Source organism: Microbacterium sp. K36, assembly GCF_004794355.1.
GTDB classification, from domain to species: domain Bacteria; phylum Actinomycetota; class Actinomycetes; order Actinomycetales; family Microbacteriaceae; genus Microbacterium; species Microbacterium paraoxydans_D.
The window spans coordinates 1-14,642 of sequence record NZ_SSDN01000009.1; the positions used below are offsets into that span (position 1 = coordinate 1).

General features: G+C 71.2%; 17 protein-coding genes. 4 read left to right on the plus strand and 13 right to left on the minus strand.

What is annotated here, in order from left to right:
• On the plus strand, positions 1-517 hold a 517-nt coding region (locus DW296_RS00205), incomplete at its 5' end, for a sensor histidine kinase (protein ID WP_136050592.1).
• Positions 514-1,650, plus strand: coding sequence for a hypothetical protein (locus DW296_RS00210; protein WP_136050593.1), 1,137 nt, complete (start codon positions 514-516; stop codon positions 1,648-1,650). The genes DW296_RS00205 and DW296_RS00210, both read left to right, overlap by 4 nt.
• A gap of 15 nt (positions 1,651-1,665) precedes the next feature.
• Here the strand turns inward: DW296_RS00210 and DW296_RS00215 are convergent, their stop codons facing one another.
• On the minus strand, positions 1,666-2,334 hold the full coding sequence (locus DW296_RS00215) for a FadR/GntR family transcriptional regulator (protein WP_136050594.1): 669 nt from the start codon (positions 2,332-2,334) through the stop codon (positions 1,666-1,668).
• Between the two features lie 186 nt (positions 2,335-2,520).
• Here DW296_RS00215 and DW296_RS00220 point away from each other — a divergent pair, with 186 nt between their 5' ends.
• Positions 2,521-4,308 carry a 2-isopropylmalate synthase gene (locus DW296_RS00220; RefSeq protein ID WP_136050595.1) on the plus strand — a complete coding sequence of 596 codons (1,788 nt, stop codon included), beginning with the start codon at positions 2,521-2,523 and terminating at the stop codon, positions 4,306-4,308.
• Here DW296_RS00220 and csrA read toward each other — a convergent pair.
• The 12 genes from csrA to DW296_RS00280 are packed head-to-tail and all read right to left on the minus strand — an operon-like array spanning position 4,305 to position 13,530.
• Entirely contained in the window at positions 4,305-4,556 is a 252-nt protein-coding gene (csrA, locus tag DW296_RS16690) for a carbon storage regulator CsrA (protein WP_136050596.1), read from the minus strand. The two genes, DW296_RS00220 and csrA, sit on opposite strands and share 4 nt — an antisense overlap.
• A gap of 4 nt (positions 4,557-4,560) precedes the next feature.
• Entirely contained in the window at positions 4,561-6,624 is a 2,064-nt protein-coding gene (locus DW296_RS00230; protein WP_136050597.1) for a flagellar biosynthesis protein FlhA, read from the minus strand.
• On the minus strand, positions 6,621-7,712 hold the full coding sequence (locus DW296_RS00235; protein ID WP_060922130.1) for an EscU/YscU/HrcU family type III secretion system export apparatus switch protein: 1,092 nt from the start codon (positions 7,710-7,712) through the stop codon (positions 6,621-6,623). The genes DW296_RS00230 and DW296_RS00235 overlap by 4 nt, the downstream gene beginning before the upstream one ends.
• A complete protein-coding gene (locus tag DW296_RS00240) occupies positions 7,709-8,470 on the minus strand; it encodes a flagellar biosynthetic protein FliR (RefSeq protein WP_060922129.1) in 762 nt (253 codons plus the stop codon). The genes DW296_RS00235 and DW296_RS00240 overlap by 4 nt, the downstream gene beginning before the upstream one ends.
• Positions 8,471-8,474: 4 nt before the next feature.
• A complete protein-coding gene (gene fliQ / locus DW296_RS00245; protein WP_025104366.1) occupies positions 8,475-8,747 on the minus strand; it encodes a flagellar biosynthesis protein FliQ in 273 nt (90 codons plus the stop codon).
• Complete coding sequence (gene fliP / locus DW296_RS00250; protein WP_136050598.1) at positions 8,744-9,553, minus strand: flagellar type III secretion system pore protein FliP; 810 nt, start codon at positions 9,551-9,553, stop codon at positions 8,744-8,746. The genes fliQ and fliP overlap by 4 nt, the downstream gene beginning before the upstream one ends.
• Entirely contained in the window at positions 9,550-10,035 is a 486-nt protein-coding gene (locus DW296_RS00255; RefSeq protein ID WP_342588941.1) for a FliO/MopB family protein, read from the minus strand. The genes fliP and DW296_RS00255 overlap by 4 nt, the downstream gene beginning before the upstream one ends.
• Positions 10,032-10,691, minus strand: coding sequence for a flagellar motor switch protein FliN (fliN, locus tag DW296_RS00260; RefSeq protein WP_060922126.1), 660 nt, complete (start codon positions 10,689-10,691; stop codon positions 10,032-10,034). The genes DW296_RS00255 and fliN overlap by 4 nt, the downstream gene beginning before the upstream one ends.
• Positions 10,688-11,608: a flagellar motor switch protein FliM gene (locus tag DW296_RS00265; RefSeq protein ID WP_240742938.1), complete on the minus strand. Its 921-nt coding sequence runs from the start codon at positions 11,606-11,608 to the stop codon at positions 10,688-10,690. Before DW296_RS00265 ends, fliN begins: the two co-directional genes overlap by 4 nt.
• A gap of 49 nt (positions 11,609-11,657) precedes the next feature.
• Entirely contained in the window at positions 11,658-12,467 is an 810-nt protein-coding gene (locus tag DW296_RS00270) for a flagellar motor protein MotB (protein WP_136050601.1), read from the minus strand.
• Complete coding sequence (locus DW296_RS00275; protein WP_071327503.1) at positions 12,464-13,276, minus strand: motility protein A; 813 nt, start codon at positions 13,274-13,276, stop codon at positions 12,464-12,466. Before DW296_RS00275 ends, DW296_RS00270 begins: the two co-directional genes overlap by 4 nt.
• Positions 13,276-13,530, minus strand: coding sequence for a flagellar FlbD family protein (locus DW296_RS00280; RefSeq protein WP_136050602.1), 255 nt, complete (start codon positions 13,528-13,530; stop codon positions 13,276-13,278). The genes DW296_RS00275 and DW296_RS00280 overlap by 1 nt, the downstream gene beginning before the upstream one ends.
• 218 nt (positions 13,531-13,748) lie before the next feature.
• Between DW296_RS00280 and DW296_RS00285 the strand changes: the two genes are divergently transcribed.
• Positions 13,749-14,642 (plus strand): coiled-coil domain-containing protein (locus tag DW296_RS00285; RefSeq protein ID WP_446724119.1); only part of this gene is annotated, 894 nt, incomplete at its 3' end.

Here is a 14,642-nt window from a genome sequence, read left to right on the forward strand (position 1 = left end):
CACGAGCATGCAGGCCCAGACGGGGCGGGTCTCGCCCGACCCTTTCGAGCCGGTGGACCTGCGCGTGGTCGTCGAGGAGTCGGCCGCCTCGTTCGCGCCGCTGATGGGCGCCGCGCGGCAGGAGCTCGTGCTCGACGGCGCCGACCGCATGGTGATCACGGGAGACGCGTTCCGACTGCGGCAGGTGCTGGACAACCTCCTGGGCAACGCCGTCAAGTACACGCCAGGGGGCGGGCGCATCACCGTGCGGCTGGCGGAGTCGGACGTGCACGCCGAGGTCACGGTCGCCGACACGGGGATCGGCATCGCCGAGGAGGAGCTGCCGCGGCTGTTCGAACCCTACTTCCGGGCCGACAGCGCCGTGCGCGGCGGCATCGCGGGCACCGGACTCGGCATGGGCATCGCGCGGGACATCGTGATCGCGCACGGCGGCGTCATCCTCGTGGCGAGCGAGGTGGACGTCGGCACCACCGTCACCGTCCGCTTTCCCCGACGAACGAAAGAGGTCTCCGCATGACACCGCTCGTGCCCGTCAGCGTCGACGTCACCACGAGCATGGTGGCGGTGGTGACCGTGCTCACCGCGATCGTCGTCGGTCTCGCCACCCTGGCCCGGCCGAGCAGGGCGACCATCGTGTGGGGCGTCGCCTTCGGCATCGGGATGCTCGGCGCCTACCTGTGGTTGGCGGGGCACCACACGGGCAGCCCCGTGCTGCGCGCGGCCGCCTCTGCGATCGTCGTCTCCTTCGTGCCGCTCGTATGGATCGGCGTGCGGATGCACTTCGGACGGTCAGCGCCCTGGACGCCGGTCGTCCTCGCGCTCGTCGGGGTGCCCACCGCGCTGATCCTCACCGCGGGCACCCGCTGGTATCTGCCGGTCTTCCACGTCGTCTTCCTGGCGATGGCGGTCTTCGCCGGTCTGCTCGCCTGGGAGCTGCTCCGAGGACAGCCGGCGTCGCGGGACGTCGTGCTGCCGCTCGCGCTCGCCGCGTGCGGCTTCGTCGTGGTCGCCATCGTCAGTGCCGGGTCCGCCCTCGTCTCCGGAGGCGTGAGCACGGAGGAGCAGCTCAGTGCGCTCCGCGGAGTGAACGCCCTGGGGACGATCGTCGTGAGCACGTGCGCGGCGTTCACCCTCGTGCTCCTCGTGCGGGTGGAGGGCCCGGCGCCGGGGGCCGACGGTGCCGCGGACCGTGCCAGGGAGCGCCTGCGCAAGGCGGCAGCGCAGAAGGACCCCGCCTGGTCGATCCTCGACATCCGCCTGGACGACCCCACCGATCTCCGTGAGGCGTCGAGCAGCGCGGACTTCCGTCGCATCGCCGACCGGTTCCACGCGGGCATCTGCGATGCGCTGCCGGCGACGGCCGATGCGGAAAGGGTCGCCGACGACCGTGCGATCGTCATCATCCACGGCAGCGACGAGGCGGTGCGGTTCCACCTGCGGGCGATCCTGACGTCGGTGTCGATCATCGACCTGGACGCGCCGGCGACCGGCATCCGCTCCTCCGCGAGCATCGGCTGGGCGACGGCGTCCGTCGCTGGGTACGACTACGGCACCCTCGTCGCAGCGGCGGCCTCTGCCGCGGATCGGGCGCGCGACGCTGGCGGCGATCAATGGAAGCGGGCACAGGAGTCGGACCTGACCGCCGTCTGAGCTCGCGTTCCGGCGTCAGCCGAACAGCCTCTTCACCGTGTCGAGGTGCTCGCGGGTCAGAGCGCCGGCTGTCCGGGGGTCGCGCGCGGCGATCGCATCGCCGATACGCGCGTGCGCGTCCTGGTCGGCGGCGTCGCCGTGATGCCCGCGGATGCGCAGCATGTCGATCATGGCCTGCAGCGAGCGTGGAGCGAAGCCGTCGAAAAGTTCTCGCAGCACGGGATTGCCGGAGGCGACGACGACGGCACGGTGGAACGCCATGTCCGCCTCGACGTGCGCGCGGATGTCCGTGCGCCGACGGTCGCGTTCGGCGAGCGTGCGCGTCAGCTCGTCGAGGTCGGCCGGGGTCCGGCGCTCCGCAGCGAGCACCGCGGCCTCAACCTCGATCGCGGTGCGGGCCTCGAGGACCGCGATGATGTCGGCGCGGTCGAGGACGGCATCCCAGGTCGGGGCGGGCTCGACGGCCGTGACGAAGACGCCCGCGCCCTGGCGGGTGGCGAGCACGCCGCGCCCGGCCAGGATGCGGATCGCCTCGCGGGCCGTCGAGCGACCCACGCCGAGTTGCGGAGCGAGTGTGGTCTCGCCGGGCAGCTTCCCGCCGATCGTCCATTCGCCGGCTCCGATCCGGGCCAGGAGCAGCTCGGCGGCCTGTTCGGCGAGGGACTCGCGGCGCACGGTCGTCATGGGTTCATTCTCGCAGGTGAATCAACTGCTCTGCTTGTCTGAGGAGTTGTGCTAGGTTTCCCCTATGCGCACATGCGGGTTCCTCCTCCTTCGCCGCCACGACGGGGTCTGATCAGACCGGCTCCCCGTCGTGGAGCCGCAGCACGCGCCGGTCGCCTTCCCCGCGATCCGAACAGGAACCAGACCATGACCCCGTCCCGCGCTTTCCCGACCCTCTCCACGCCCTCTGGCGCCGTCCCCGACGACGCTCCGCACTGGAACACGCAGCGGCCTTCGCAGATGCCCTCGCATCGCTATCGCGACGTGTACTCCCGCGTCGCCGTACCGGTGCAGACGCGAACCTGGCCGAGCGCACGACTGACGCAGGCACCCCTCTGGGTCCCGGTGGATCTCCGCGACGGGAACCAGGCGTTGGCGGAGCCGATGGACCCGAGCCGCAAGCGGCGGTTCTTCGAGCTCATGGTCGCGATGGGCTACAAGGAGATCGAGGTCGGATATCCCTCGGCCTCCCAGACGGACTACGACTTCGTCCGGCTCCTCGCCGAGACCGATCTCGCTCCGGCCGACGTGACGATCGTGGTGTTCACGCCTGCGCGGCGTGACTTGATCGAGCGGACCGTCGAGTCCGTGCGAGGCATCCGGAACCCCGTCGTCATCCACATGTACACCGCCACGGCGCCGACGTGGCGCGATGTCGTCCTCGGCAAGGACAGGGAGGGGCTGAGGGCGCTGATCCTCGCCGGCGGCCAGGACGTGCTCCGCTTCGCGGGAGACCTCGACAACGTCCGCTTCGAGTTCTCCCCCGAGGTGTTCACCCTCACCGAGCCCGACTTCGTCCTCGACGTGTGCGGGGCGATGACGACCCTGTGGGACGCGACACCCGAGCGTCCCGTGATCCTGAACCTGCCCGCGACCGTGGAAGTCGCGACCCCGAACGTCTACGCGGACCAGATCGAGTACATGCACCGCAACCTCGGGCGTCGCGACGGGGTCATCCTCTCCGTGCATCCGCACAACGACCGCGGTACCGGCGTCGCCTGCGCGGAACTCGCCGTCCTCGCCGGCGCGCAGCGGGTCGAGGGGTGCCTCTTCGGCAACGGGGAGCGCACCGGCAACGTCGACCTCGTGACCCTCGCCCTCAACCTCCACGCGCAGGGCGTCGATCCGATGATCGACTTCTCCGACATCGACGAGATCCGCCGGACCGTCGCGCACTGCAACGGCATCGACATCCATGCGCGGCACCCGTATGCCGGCGACCTCGTGCACACCGCCTTCTCGGGCACGCATCAGGACGCCATCCGGAAGGGATTCGCGGAGCATCGCGCCCGTGCCGCGGAGGAGGGCCGCCCCGAGGACGACATCGAATGGCGCGTGCCGTATCTGCCCATCGACCCGGCGGACATCGGCCGCAGCTACGACGCCGTCATCCGCGTCAACTCGCAGTCCGGGAAGGGCGGCATCGCGTACCTGCTGGAAGACGCCTATGGGATCGAGCTGCCGCGGCGCCTGCAGATCGACCTCGCTCGTCACGTCCAGCGGCGCACCGAGCAGACGGGACGCGAGGTCACGGCCGCGGAAGTGTGGGACATCTTCGACGCCGCCTACCTCGCGAGCGCGGACACCAGACCGGCGAGGCTGCGGGCGGATGCCGACGTCGCGGGAGGATGCACGACGATCACGCTCCATGCCGACGGCGTCGAGACGCGAACCCGCCACGACGGCGTCGGTCCGGTGGAGGCGCTGGGCACGGCGCTCACGGAGATCGGCCTGCCCGTCGAGGTCCTCAGCCTGCACCAGACGAGCATCGGAACGGGCCCGGACAGCGACGCGCTCACCCTGATCGAGTACCGCGACGGCGCGCGCTCGGGATGGGCGGCCGGCCGCGACCGCTCCGTGCTGACGGCGACCCTGCACGCCGTGCGGAACGCGGCGGAGCGTCGCGCCGCGACGACGCCGGCCCGCGGGGCCTAGGGGGTCTGCTTCTCGCGCCCTCGCGCGAGTGCCGCGGTGATCGCGTCCGCGGCGCTCGCGTCGGTGTCGGCGGCGGCGGAGACGTTCTCGGCGACGACGGCCTCGATGATCTCGGTGCGCTGGATGCGGGTCTCGCGCGGGGCCTTGACGCCGATGCGCACGCTGTCGCCCTTGATGTCGAGCAGCGTGACCTCGATGTCGCCGTCGATGCGCACGCTCTCACCGATCCGCCTCGTCAACACCAGCATTCGTTCAGCCTACTGGTGCGGAGGGAGCGGCCCCCAGCGACGCGGTGGAGGAGTCGCGGACCACGCCGATCGTCTCGATCGTCAGCGATGCGGCCGTCGCCTCGGTGTAGGAGAGGACGGGGAGGCCGTCGGTCTGCGCCGACACGAGCCGCCGCACGGCCGGACGCAGCGAGGGCGCGCACACGAGCACCGGTTCGCCGCCGTCCGTCTGCGCCGCCACGGCCTGCTTCACCGACGCGATCACCGCTTCCATCCGCGGCGGGTCGAAGACGATCTGCGAGCCCTCGTCGCCGGGACGGAGGCTCTCCAGCATGGCCTGCTCCAGCAACGGGGCGATCATGACGACGCGGAGCGTGCCGTCCTCCGCGAAGCGGGAGGCGATGGCCGGTCCCAGCGCGGCGCGGGCGGCCTCGATCAGTCCCTCCGGGTCGGTCGAGACCTTGGCACGCAGCGCGAGCGCCTCGTAGATGCGGCTGAGGTCGTTGATCGGCACACGTTCGGCGAGCAGCCCCTGCAGCACGCGCTGCACCTCCGCGAGCGACAGCAGCGAGGGTGTGAGCTCCTCGACCGCGGACGGGGAGACCTGCTTCAGGGCGTCGGTGAGCTGGCGCACGTCTTCGCGGCTCAGCAGACGGGCCGCGTGCGTCTGGATCACGCTCGACAGGTGCGTGATGATGACGCTCGCCCTGTCGATCACGGTGGCCCCGGCGAACTCCGCGCTGTGCCGCATCTCCATCGGGATCCACTTGCCCTCGAGACCGAAGACCGGGTCCAGGGCGGCGGTCCCCGGCAGGCTGTCCAGTCCCTGTCCGAGAGCCAGCACCGATCCGGTCGGCGCGGTGCCCCGCCCGGTCTCGACGCCGGCGATGCGGATGACGTAGGTGGCCTGGGGGAGCTCGATGCTGTCCCTGGTGCGCACGGGCGGCGTGACCAGGCCCAGGTCGAGCGCGATGCGACGCCGCAGCGCCTTCACCCTGGCGAGGAGGTCGTCGGGGCCGCCGGTCACCAGATCCACGATGTCCGGCGCGAGGAGGATCTCCAGGGGATGCACCCGCATGCGCTCGATGAGCTCCTCCGGCTGGTCCGCGGGAACCGGAGCGGGGGCCTGCGCGGCCTCCGCCTCCTCCCGCCTGCGGGTCGCGGTGATGCGCTGGGCGATGAGCAGCAGCAGGGCGCCGATCACCAGGAAGGGGAGCATCGGCATGTGCGGGATGAGCGACATGACGATGGCCGCGGACCCCGCGATGATGAGGGCGTTGCGGGACTGGCCGAGCTGCGTCGACGCCGCCGTGCCCATCTCGGCCTCGGCGGTCGAGCGGGTGACGATCATGCCGGTCGAGACCGCCATGAGCAGGGCGGGGATCTGGGTGACGAGGCCGTCGCCGATCGTGAGCAGGCTGTAGGTGCTGACGGCCTGGTCGATCGACATGCCGTGCTGGACGAGTCCGATCGCGATGCCGCCGACGAGGTTGATGATGATGATCACGAGTCCGGCGATCGCGTCGCCCTTGACGAACTTCGACGCACCGTCCATCGCGCCGTAGAAGTCGGACTCGGCCGCGACCTCCGCTCGGCGCTCCCTGGCCTCGGTGTCGCTGATGAGGCCGGCGTTGAGATCGGCGTCGATGGCCATCTGCTTGCCGGGCATGGCGTCGAGCGTGAACCGGGCGCCCACCTCGGCCACGCGCTCGGCACCCTTGGTCACCACGACGAACTGGATGACGACGAGGATGAGGAACACGACGGCGCCGATGATGAGCGAGCCGCCCACCGCGATGGCCCCGAACGCCTCGATCACCTGCCCCGCGTACGCCTCGCCGAGGACGAGGCGCGTGGAGGCGACGTTGAGCCCCAGGCGGAACAGCGTCGCGACGAGCAGCAGCGAGGGGAACACCGAGAAGTCGAGCGGCTTCTTCACGAACATCGACGTCAGCAGGATGACCAGCGCGAACATGATGTTGAGGATGATCAGCACGTCGAGCAGGAACGGCGGCACCGGGACGACGAGCAGCATGATGATGCCGACGACGCCGATCGGCACCCCGAGCGTGGTGAGAAGCTTCTTCATACGGTCCTCCGGTAGGGGAGCGAGTGGATGCCGCGGGCGGCGCCGCGGCGCCGCAGCGCATCGACGAACACGAGCACCCGTGCCACGGCGTTGTAGAGGTCTTCGGGGATCTCCTGACCCAGCTCGCACGCGGCGTGCAGGGCGCGGGCGAGGGTGATGTCGCGGACCAGCGGGACGCCCGACTCGAGCGCCTTCTCGCGGATCCGCTCGGCGATCACACCGCTGCCCTTCGCGACGACCCGCGGGGCGGACGTGCCGGGGTCGTACTCCAGGGCGATGGCGATGTGCGTCGGGTTGACGACCACGACGTCGGAACCGGCGACCGCGGCGATCATGCGGTTGCGGCTCACCGCGAGCTGGCGCGACCGGCGCTGCTGGCGGATGAGCGGGTCGCCCTCGGAGTTCTTGTTCTCGTCGCGCACCTCGCGCTTGGTCATGCGCGTGTGCTTGCGGTTGCGCCGCATCACCACGAAGAGGTCGATCGCGGCGAGCACCAGACCCACGGCGATGGCGGTCTGCAGCAGCGCCGCGGTGCCGTCCGCTGCGGTGCCGAGGAGTCGGGAGACCGAATGCGCGCCGCTCGCCGTGAGCACGGGCATGAGCCCGGAGATGACGACCCACAGGGCGAGGGCGATCGCGGCCGTCTTCAGCAGCGCCTTCGCCCCCTCCCACAGCGCCTGCAGGCCGAACACCCGCCGCACGCCGGAGACGAGGTTGAACTGCTCGTAGCGCCCTGACAGCTTCCGCAGGTGCACGCCGCCCTGCACCACCGCGCCGAACAGCGTCACGATCGCGACCGCGGCCAGCAGGGCGCCCAGCGTGGGCAGCACCGAGGCGAGGGCCCGCCCCAGGGCGGCGAGGGCGGCTTCCGGAGAGGGCGCCTGCATGAGCCCGGCGAGGGTCACCAGCTGCTCGGTGCCGGCGGCGGTCCCCGCGGCGATGGCGGCGGGCATCATGACGGCGGCGGCGCCGATGCCGAGCCACGCCGTGAGGTCCTGGCTGCGGGAGATCCGCCCCTTCTGCCTGGCCTCCCTGAGGTGCTTCTCGGTGGCCTTCTCGCTGCGTTCGCCGCTGTCCGATCCGCTCACGGCGTCACCCCCTGCATCATGCGGAAGGCCTGGGTGGCGAGGGCGTCGACGATGCCGGGGAACGCGACGTACACGGCGCCCGCGAGCAGGAGGGTGAGGAGGATCTTGACGGGGAAGCCCATCGCGAAGGCGTTGAGCGCCGGCGCCACACGCGTGATGAGACCCAGCCCGACGTCGGCGAGGAAGAGCACGAGGACCAGCGGGCCCGCGATCTGCACGGCTGCCAGCACCATCTGGGACACCCCGTCCACGAGCAGCTCGGTCGGTCCCGCCACGCGGAAGATGCCGTCGACCGGCACCGCGTCGAAGCTGCGGGCGAGCCCGGCGAGGATGAGCTGGTAGCCGCCGGACGCGAACAGCAGCGTCAGCGCCGTGAGGTGGAACAGCCGGGTGAACTGCGCTCCGTTGACCATCGCCGCGGGATCGAAGGCCTGGGCGAGCTGGAATCCGCCGAACACGTCGATCAGGCTGCCCGCGGCCTGCACCGCGGAGAAGCACAGCAGCACGAGGAACCCGAGCAGGGCGCCGGTGAGGAGCTGGATCACGAGCGCGCCGAGGAACGCACCCGTGTCGAGGCTCTCGTACCCCGGCGCCACGGCCGCCCCCACCGCGAGCGACAGTCCGATCGAGAGCATCGCCTTCACGCGCACCGGGATCGCGCCGTACGAGAACGGCGGGGCGATCATGATGAACGCCGTGATCCGCACGGCGGCGAGCAGGGTGGCCTCCAGCCACGCGAAGTCGATCGGGATGAACACGGGCTCATCCGCTCAGCAGCGACGGGATGCGGGCGAACATCTCGTTCGTGAAGGCGATGATCTCGGCGATCATCCAGTTCCCCGCGATGAGCAGGGCGATGCCCACCGCGACGATCTTCGGCACGAACGACAGGGTCACCTCCTGCACCTGGGTGATGGACTGCAGCAACGAGATCGCGAAGCCCACCACGAGGGCCGTGATCAGCATCGGGGCGGCGAGCTTGGCGGCGATCAGCAGACCCTGCGCGCCGATGTCGAGGACGGCTTCGGGACTCATCCCACACCTCCGTAGCTCTCCAGGAGCGCTTTGATGATGAGCCCCCACCCGTCTACGAGGATGAACAGCAGGATCTTGAACGGGAGCGAGATCATGACCGGCGGGAGCATCATCATGCCCATCGACATCAGTGCCGCCGCCACGACGAGGTCGATCACGAGGAACGGCACGAAGATCACGAAGCCGATGATGAAGGCCGCCCGCAGCTCCGAGATCATGAACGCGGGGATGAGCGTGTACATCGGCACGCTCGCGGCATCCTCCGGGTTGTCCTGACCCGCCATCCTGGTCATCAGCGCGAGGTCCTCCTCGCGCGTGTAGTGCAGCATCCACTCGCGCAGCGGAGCCTGCCCGACGTCCACGGCCTGCGTGAACGTGAGCGCGCCGTCGATGTACGGCTGCACGGCGAGCGTGTTGATCTCGGTCAGCACGGGCCACATGATGAACAGCGAGAGGAACAGCGACAGGCCCGCGAGCACCTGGTTCGGCGGGATCGTCGGGAGGGACAGGGCGTTCCTGGTCATGGCGAGCACGACGAAGATCTTCGTGAACGACGTCATCATCAGCAGCAGCGCGGGGGCCACCGACAGCAGTGTGATCCCCAGGAGGGTGAGGATCGAGCCGGACGGGCCGCCGTCGATGCCGTTGATGTCGATCGTCACGCCCTCGCCGTCGTCCGGGGTGACCTCCGCGCGCGCGGCGGTGCCGGTGAGGGCGACGAGGACGACGGCGAGGAGGATCGCGACCGCGACGAGGACGAGCAGCCGCGAGGCGCGACCGCGATCGACGGCACGGGTCGCGGTCATCGTGCGCGCCGCAGGGCCTCGGCGGTCTGCCGCCAGGTGTCGGGGGAGAGGATGGAACCGCGGAGCGGGTCGTTCCGGTGCCGCACGCGGCGGCGGAGCTCCGGTGCCGGGCTGACCACCGGGGGCGTGCTCGTGACCGCGGCGGCGGCGAGGATGCGGTCGAACTCGGCGTCGTCGGCCGTGCGGGTGGCCGGCGGGCGCCCCTCTTCGGACTCGGAGGGCTCCGGCCGCAGGGGCAGCCTGTCGACCACGCTCACGCCGTGCTCGGTGACCCCGAGCACGTAACGGGCGTCATCGGTCTGCACGACCACGAGCTGCGCCTTGGGGCCGATGCCCTGCCGCCCGAGCACCGTGATCGCCTCGGCGTCGCGGCGCCGCGCCTGGGTCTTCGAGACCCGGCGCTGCAGGAACCAGAGCAGCCCGAGGACGGCGGCGAGCGACAGCCCGACCCGCAGCGCGAGCAGGAGGTCGTCCAGGGTCAGGCCTCGACGTTCTCGAGGATGCGGGTGATCCGCACCGCGTAGTCCTGGTCGACGACGACGACCTCGCCGTGCGCGATCGTGCGGCCGTTGAGCTTGACGTCGGCGGGGGCACCCGCGGAGCGATCGAGCTCCACGATGCGACCGGGCTCGAGGTCGAGCACGTCGCGGACCGCCATCCGGGTGCGCCCGATCTCGACTGTGAGCTCCATCTCGACACCGGCGATGCGGTGCAGGCGGCCGTCGGCTCCGGTCGGACGCGCCGGTCGATGCGTGATCCGGACCGCGAGCCGGCCGATGGTCCGCTCGGTGTGGTCGACGAGGTCGAAGAGCTGGGTCTGCGGGTCGGCGAACACGGCCGAGGCGTCGCCGACCGCGGCCTCGCCGAGAAGTCCGGGGCCGAGGGCGGTCGCGGCGGCCTCGAGCGCATCCAGCAGCCGGTCGGTGAGCGGACGGTCCCCGAGGCCGTCGACGAGGACGTCTGCATCGAGGAGCTGCACGGCGAGCTGGGCGCTCGCCTCGCCCACGAACTGCGCCACGACCGCCTCGCCGGTGTCGCCGGACACCTGGGAGGCGCGGGCGGTGACCGGTGCGGCGGTGGGCAGTCGCGCCGCGAACGCGGCGGCGACGGCGGACTCGTAGGCAGTGGTGCTGATCACGCGGACTCCTGAGCGGGGGCGGTTTCGGGGACGGTGGCGGTCACGACGCAGGCGAGGCGGGCGCCGGCGCTCCCGACGGCCGCGGTCGCGACGGTCTGGTCACCGACGGTGAGGAGCATCGGGCGGTCGGCGGCGTGCGGCAGGGGCAGCAGGTCGCCGACGGCGAGGTCGAGCACCTCGCGGGGGAGTACGCTCCGCGGCGCCAGTCGGAGGGCGATCTCGACCGGAGTCGACTCCACCTGCCGGCGCACCAGCCCTGGGGTCTCGGTGCGGTCGGCGTCGGAGGCGCGCACCGCGAACCCGGCGAGGACCGACGCGGGCAGCATGATGCTCGCCGGCACCGTCCGACCGCCGTGGCGCATCGACAGCCGGGCCACGATCACCGGCTCCCCGGCGGCGGCCACCTGCGCGAACTGGGAGCTGTACTGGATGCCGGCGACGGCCACGCCCGCGGGCAGCAGACCGTCGAGACTGCCGGTGAGGTGATCGATCGCGTCGCCGATCAGCGACCGGATCAGGGCCTGCTCGATCGGCGTGAACGTGCGGTCCTCGGCGGTGGTGGTGACCCTGCCGCCGACCATCTGCACGATCCAGGACGTCGCGGTCGGGATCGGGACCTGCACGATCAGACGCTCGTCGGAGTCCGGCAGCGCGCACACGATCATGGTCGTCGTCGTGGGCAGCGACTGCGCGTACTCGCCGTACGTGAGCATGCCGACGTGCTCGACGGCGATGGTCGCGCGCACGTGGATCTTGCCGCTGAGCTGGGCCGACCACTGACGGGCGAACGTCTCGAACGCGAGCTCCAGGGTGCGGGCGTGCTCGCGCGACAGCGTCGCCGCGCGTCCGAAGTCGTAGACCTCGACGTCGGCGGTCGCCGTCTCCGCGCGCACTCGCGAGCGCACGCCGTCATCCATCACCACGAACCCGACTATCGGGCGGTGATCGGCGTGCGTTAGGGGCGGGTCAGGGGGAGGTCTGCGCGGCACCCGCGGCCGGGATCAGCGCTCGCACCTCCTCGCTGGCGTCGGAGAGGATGACGATGTCCACGCGGCGGTTCTCCGCGAGTTGCTCGGGGGTGCTTCCGGCGGCCACCGGACGGGTGTCGCCGAAGCCGACGGACTTGAGGTGGGCCGGCGGCAACCCGGCCGCCTCCACGAGGTAGCGCAGCACCTGGGTGGAACGTCCGGCGGAGAGCTCCCAGTTGGTGGGGAACGGCGCGACCGATCCGCGGGCGTCGGCGTGCCCCTCCACCGAGATCTCGTTCGGGGCGGAGACGAGGACGGACCCCAGGGCGTCGAGCACCTGCGTCGCGGCCGGGCTGAGATCGGTGCTGTTGGTGGTGAAGAACGTCTCCGCGCTCACGAGCCCGATCGTCAGCCCGCGCTCGTCGATGGTGAACGTGACGTCGGCCTCCAGTCCGCGCTCGGCGAGGACCTGGCGCAGCCGCTCGCGCAGCGCGGACAGCTCGTCGAACTCGCGCTCCGCCGCCTCCAGACCCGTGTCCGCGAAGTCCTCGCCCTCATCGTCGATGAGCTCCGGAGGGACGACCACGCCGCTGGTCACGTCGACGTCGTCCGACGGCTCCTGCCCGAAACCCGTCGCGAGCGAGGCGCTGAGGGCCTCGAACTTCTCCTGGTCCACGGTCGACATCGCGAACAGCACGATGAACATGCACATGAGCACCGTCACCATGTCGAGGTACGACGCCATCCAGCGCTCGTCCGGTCCGCTGTGCTCGGACTCCTGGACACGGCGTCGGGTGCGCACGCTCATGAGAAGAGGTCCTCGTGCGCCTCCGTCTCCGCGGGCTGCTCGCGCCGGCGGGAGCGGCCGGGGGAGCGGTCGGAGACGAGCGCGCTCAGACGTTCGCGGACGTGTGCGGGGGCGGCGCCGGCCTGGACGGCGAGCATGCCCTCCATCAGCACCGTCATGCGTTCCAGCTCCAGCTCGCCGAGGCGCTGCAGGCGGCCGCCGATCGGCAGCCAGATGAAGTTCGCCGACAGCAGGCCCCACAGCGTCGCGACGAAGGCCGCGGCGATCATGGGTCCGAGGGTGTCCGGCTTGTCGAGCTTCTCCAGCACATGGGTGAGGCTGACCACGGTGCCGATGATGCCGACGGTGGGCGCGAATCCGCCGAGGGTCATGTAGAAGCGTGAGGCGGTGCGGTTCCGGGCGGCGGTCGAGGTGAGCTCGTCCTCGAGGAGCACCCGCAGATCCTCCGCGTCGGTGCCGTCGGCGATGCTCTGCAGGGCCTGCCGCAGGAACGGATCCTTCTCCTCGTCCAGACCCTGCTCCAGCGCGAGCAGGCCCTCGGAGCGCGCCTTCTCCGCATAACCGACCACGGTGTCGATCGTGCTCTGGGCGGTGCGCCGCTCGCCGCGGAAAGCGCGCGGGAGGGACTTCACGGCGTGCAGGGCGTCGCGCAGCGTGCCGCTGGCGAGGCCGACCGCGATCGTGGCGCCGAAGACGAGCACCATCGGCGCGGGCAGCAGGAGCGACCCGACCGTCGCGCCCTCCAGGTTGATCATCGCGATCAGGGCGCCGAACGCGAGGACGAGCCCGAGGATGAGGGACGGATCCATCAGGAAACCCCTCCTGCGACGGGAGCGCCGGGTCGGGTGTCCTCGGTGCCGGCGGCGACCAGCGCGGCCGCGGTCGCGAGGACACCGGCGCGGAAGCGGGTGATGCGGGCGATCACGTCGTCCATCGTCTCCGTGACGACGAAGGTCGCGCCGTCGACCATCATGATCGTCGTGTCCGGCGTGGCCTGGACACGTTCGATCAGGTCGGGGTTCACCGCGAACCGGGATCGGTTCAGGCGCGTGAGGACGATCATGGGCTCCATCCTGGAAAAAGCTCGCCCCGCCCGAGAGCGGGGAACAGACGGCCCGTCCTGGGCTGTCGGAGGGGACTGTCGGCCGTGCAGTGCGCGTCGTTAGCGCGGGGTCGGGAGCGGGCGCGATCTTTCTCACCGAGGGCGCGTCGTCGCCGATAGGGACCAAGGGCGGGGGACGATGAGCAGCGGGCGAAGGGAGCCTTGTGCGGGATCGGAACGTGGAGAAGGCCGCGGCGACGGCGGCCGAGGAGTGCGGCTGCGCGCCGACGGCGGCCGAGCGAGGGGCGCTGTGGCGCCAGCCGGTCAGCCGCCGCAGCGCCTTCGGGATCGGCGCGCTGGGAGTGGTCGCGCTCGCGGCCTTTGGCGTCGGGTCGGGCGTCACCGCCGCGCACGCCGCGTCATACCCGAGCTGGGACGACGTCCAGCGGGCGAAGAACAACGAGGCGGCCAAGGCCGGCGAGGTCACCCGCATCCAGGGGCTGATCCAGTCGCTCGAGCGCAAGGTCGCCGAGACGCAGGCCGCTGCACAGGTCGCGTCGGATGAGTTCTACGAGGCCCAGCAGGCGTACTTCGCGGCGATCACGGAGGCGGAGACGCTGCAGGCGCAGGCCGATGAGCAGTCGGCGCTCGCCGACGAGACGGCGAGGAAGGCCGGTCAGGTCGCCGCCCAGCTCTACCGCAGCGGCGGCGACGACACCGCCCTGGAGCTGTTCTTCGCGGGATCGGGTGCCAACGCCGATGAGCTGCTGTCGCGCCTCGGCACGATGAACAAGTTCCTCGAGTACAACCAGACGACCTACGACAACGCCGTTTCGGCACGCGACACCGCCCAGGCGCTGACCGCTCAGGCCGACGTCGCCCGGGACGAGCGCGACCGCCTGCAGCAGGTCGCCGAGCAGAAGATGGTCGCGGCGCAGCAGGCGGCGGACGCCGCACAGGCGGCGCTCGACGAGCAGGCGGCGAACCTCGAGACCCTCAAGGCCCAGCTCGCGGCGCTCAAGGACACCACGACCAAGACGGTCGCGGGGTACCAGGCGGGCGTCGAGGCGCGACGGCGGGAAGAGGAAGCCCGGCGCAAGCGCGAGGCAGCGGCGGCGGCCGCGGCTGCCGCA

What these genes read in the sequence shown, in the direction of transcription:
- csrA (WP_136050596.1), bottom strand. Translation starts at nt 4,556, where the DNA reads ATGCTGGTGTTGACGAGGCGGATCGGTGAGAGCGTGCGCATCGACGGC.
- DW296_RS00275 (WP_071327503.1), bottom strand. Translation starts at nt 13,276, where the DNA reads ATGGATCCGTCCCTCATCCTCGGGCTCGTCCTCGCGTTCGGCGCCCTG.
- DW296_RS00220 (WP_136050595.1), top strand. Translation starts at nt 2,521, where the DNA reads ATGACCCCGTCCCGCGCTTTCCCGACCCTCTCCACGCCCTCTGGCGCC.
- DW296_RS00230 (WP_136050597.1), bottom strand. Translation starts at nt 6,624, where the DNA reads ATGAAGAAGCTTCTCACCACGCTCGGGGTGCCGATCGGCGTCGTCGGC.
- fliP (WP_136050598.1), bottom strand. Translation starts at nt 9,553, where the DNA reads ATGACCGCGACCCGTGCCGTCGATCGCGGTCGCGCCTCGCGGCTGCTC.
- DW296_RS00210 (WP_136050593.1), top strand. Translation starts at nt 514, where the DNA reads ATGACACCGCTCGTGCCCGTCAGCGTCGACGTCACCACGAGCATGGTG.
- fliQ (WP_025104366.1), bottom strand. Translation starts at nt 8,747, where the DNA reads ATGAGTCCCGAAGCCGTCCTCGACATCGGCGCGCAGGGTCTGCTGATC.
- DW296_RS00215 (WP_136050594.1), bottom strand. Translation starts at nt 2,334, where the DNA reads ATGACGACCGTGCGCCGCGAGTCCCTCGCCGAACAGGCCGCCGAGCTG.
- DW296_RS00280 (WP_136050602.1), bottom strand. Translation starts at nt 13,530, where the DNA reads ATGATCGTCCTCACGCGCCTGAACCGATCCCGGTTCGCGGTGAACCCC.
- DW296_RS00265 (WP_240742938.1), bottom strand. Translation starts at nt 11,608, where the DNA reads ATGGATGACGGCGTGCGCTCGCGAGTGCGCGCGGAGACGGCGACCGCC.
- DW296_RS00270 (WP_136050601.1), bottom strand. Translation starts at nt 12,467, where the DNA reads ATGAGCGTGCGCACCCGACGCCGTGTCCAGGAGTCCGAGCACAGCGGA.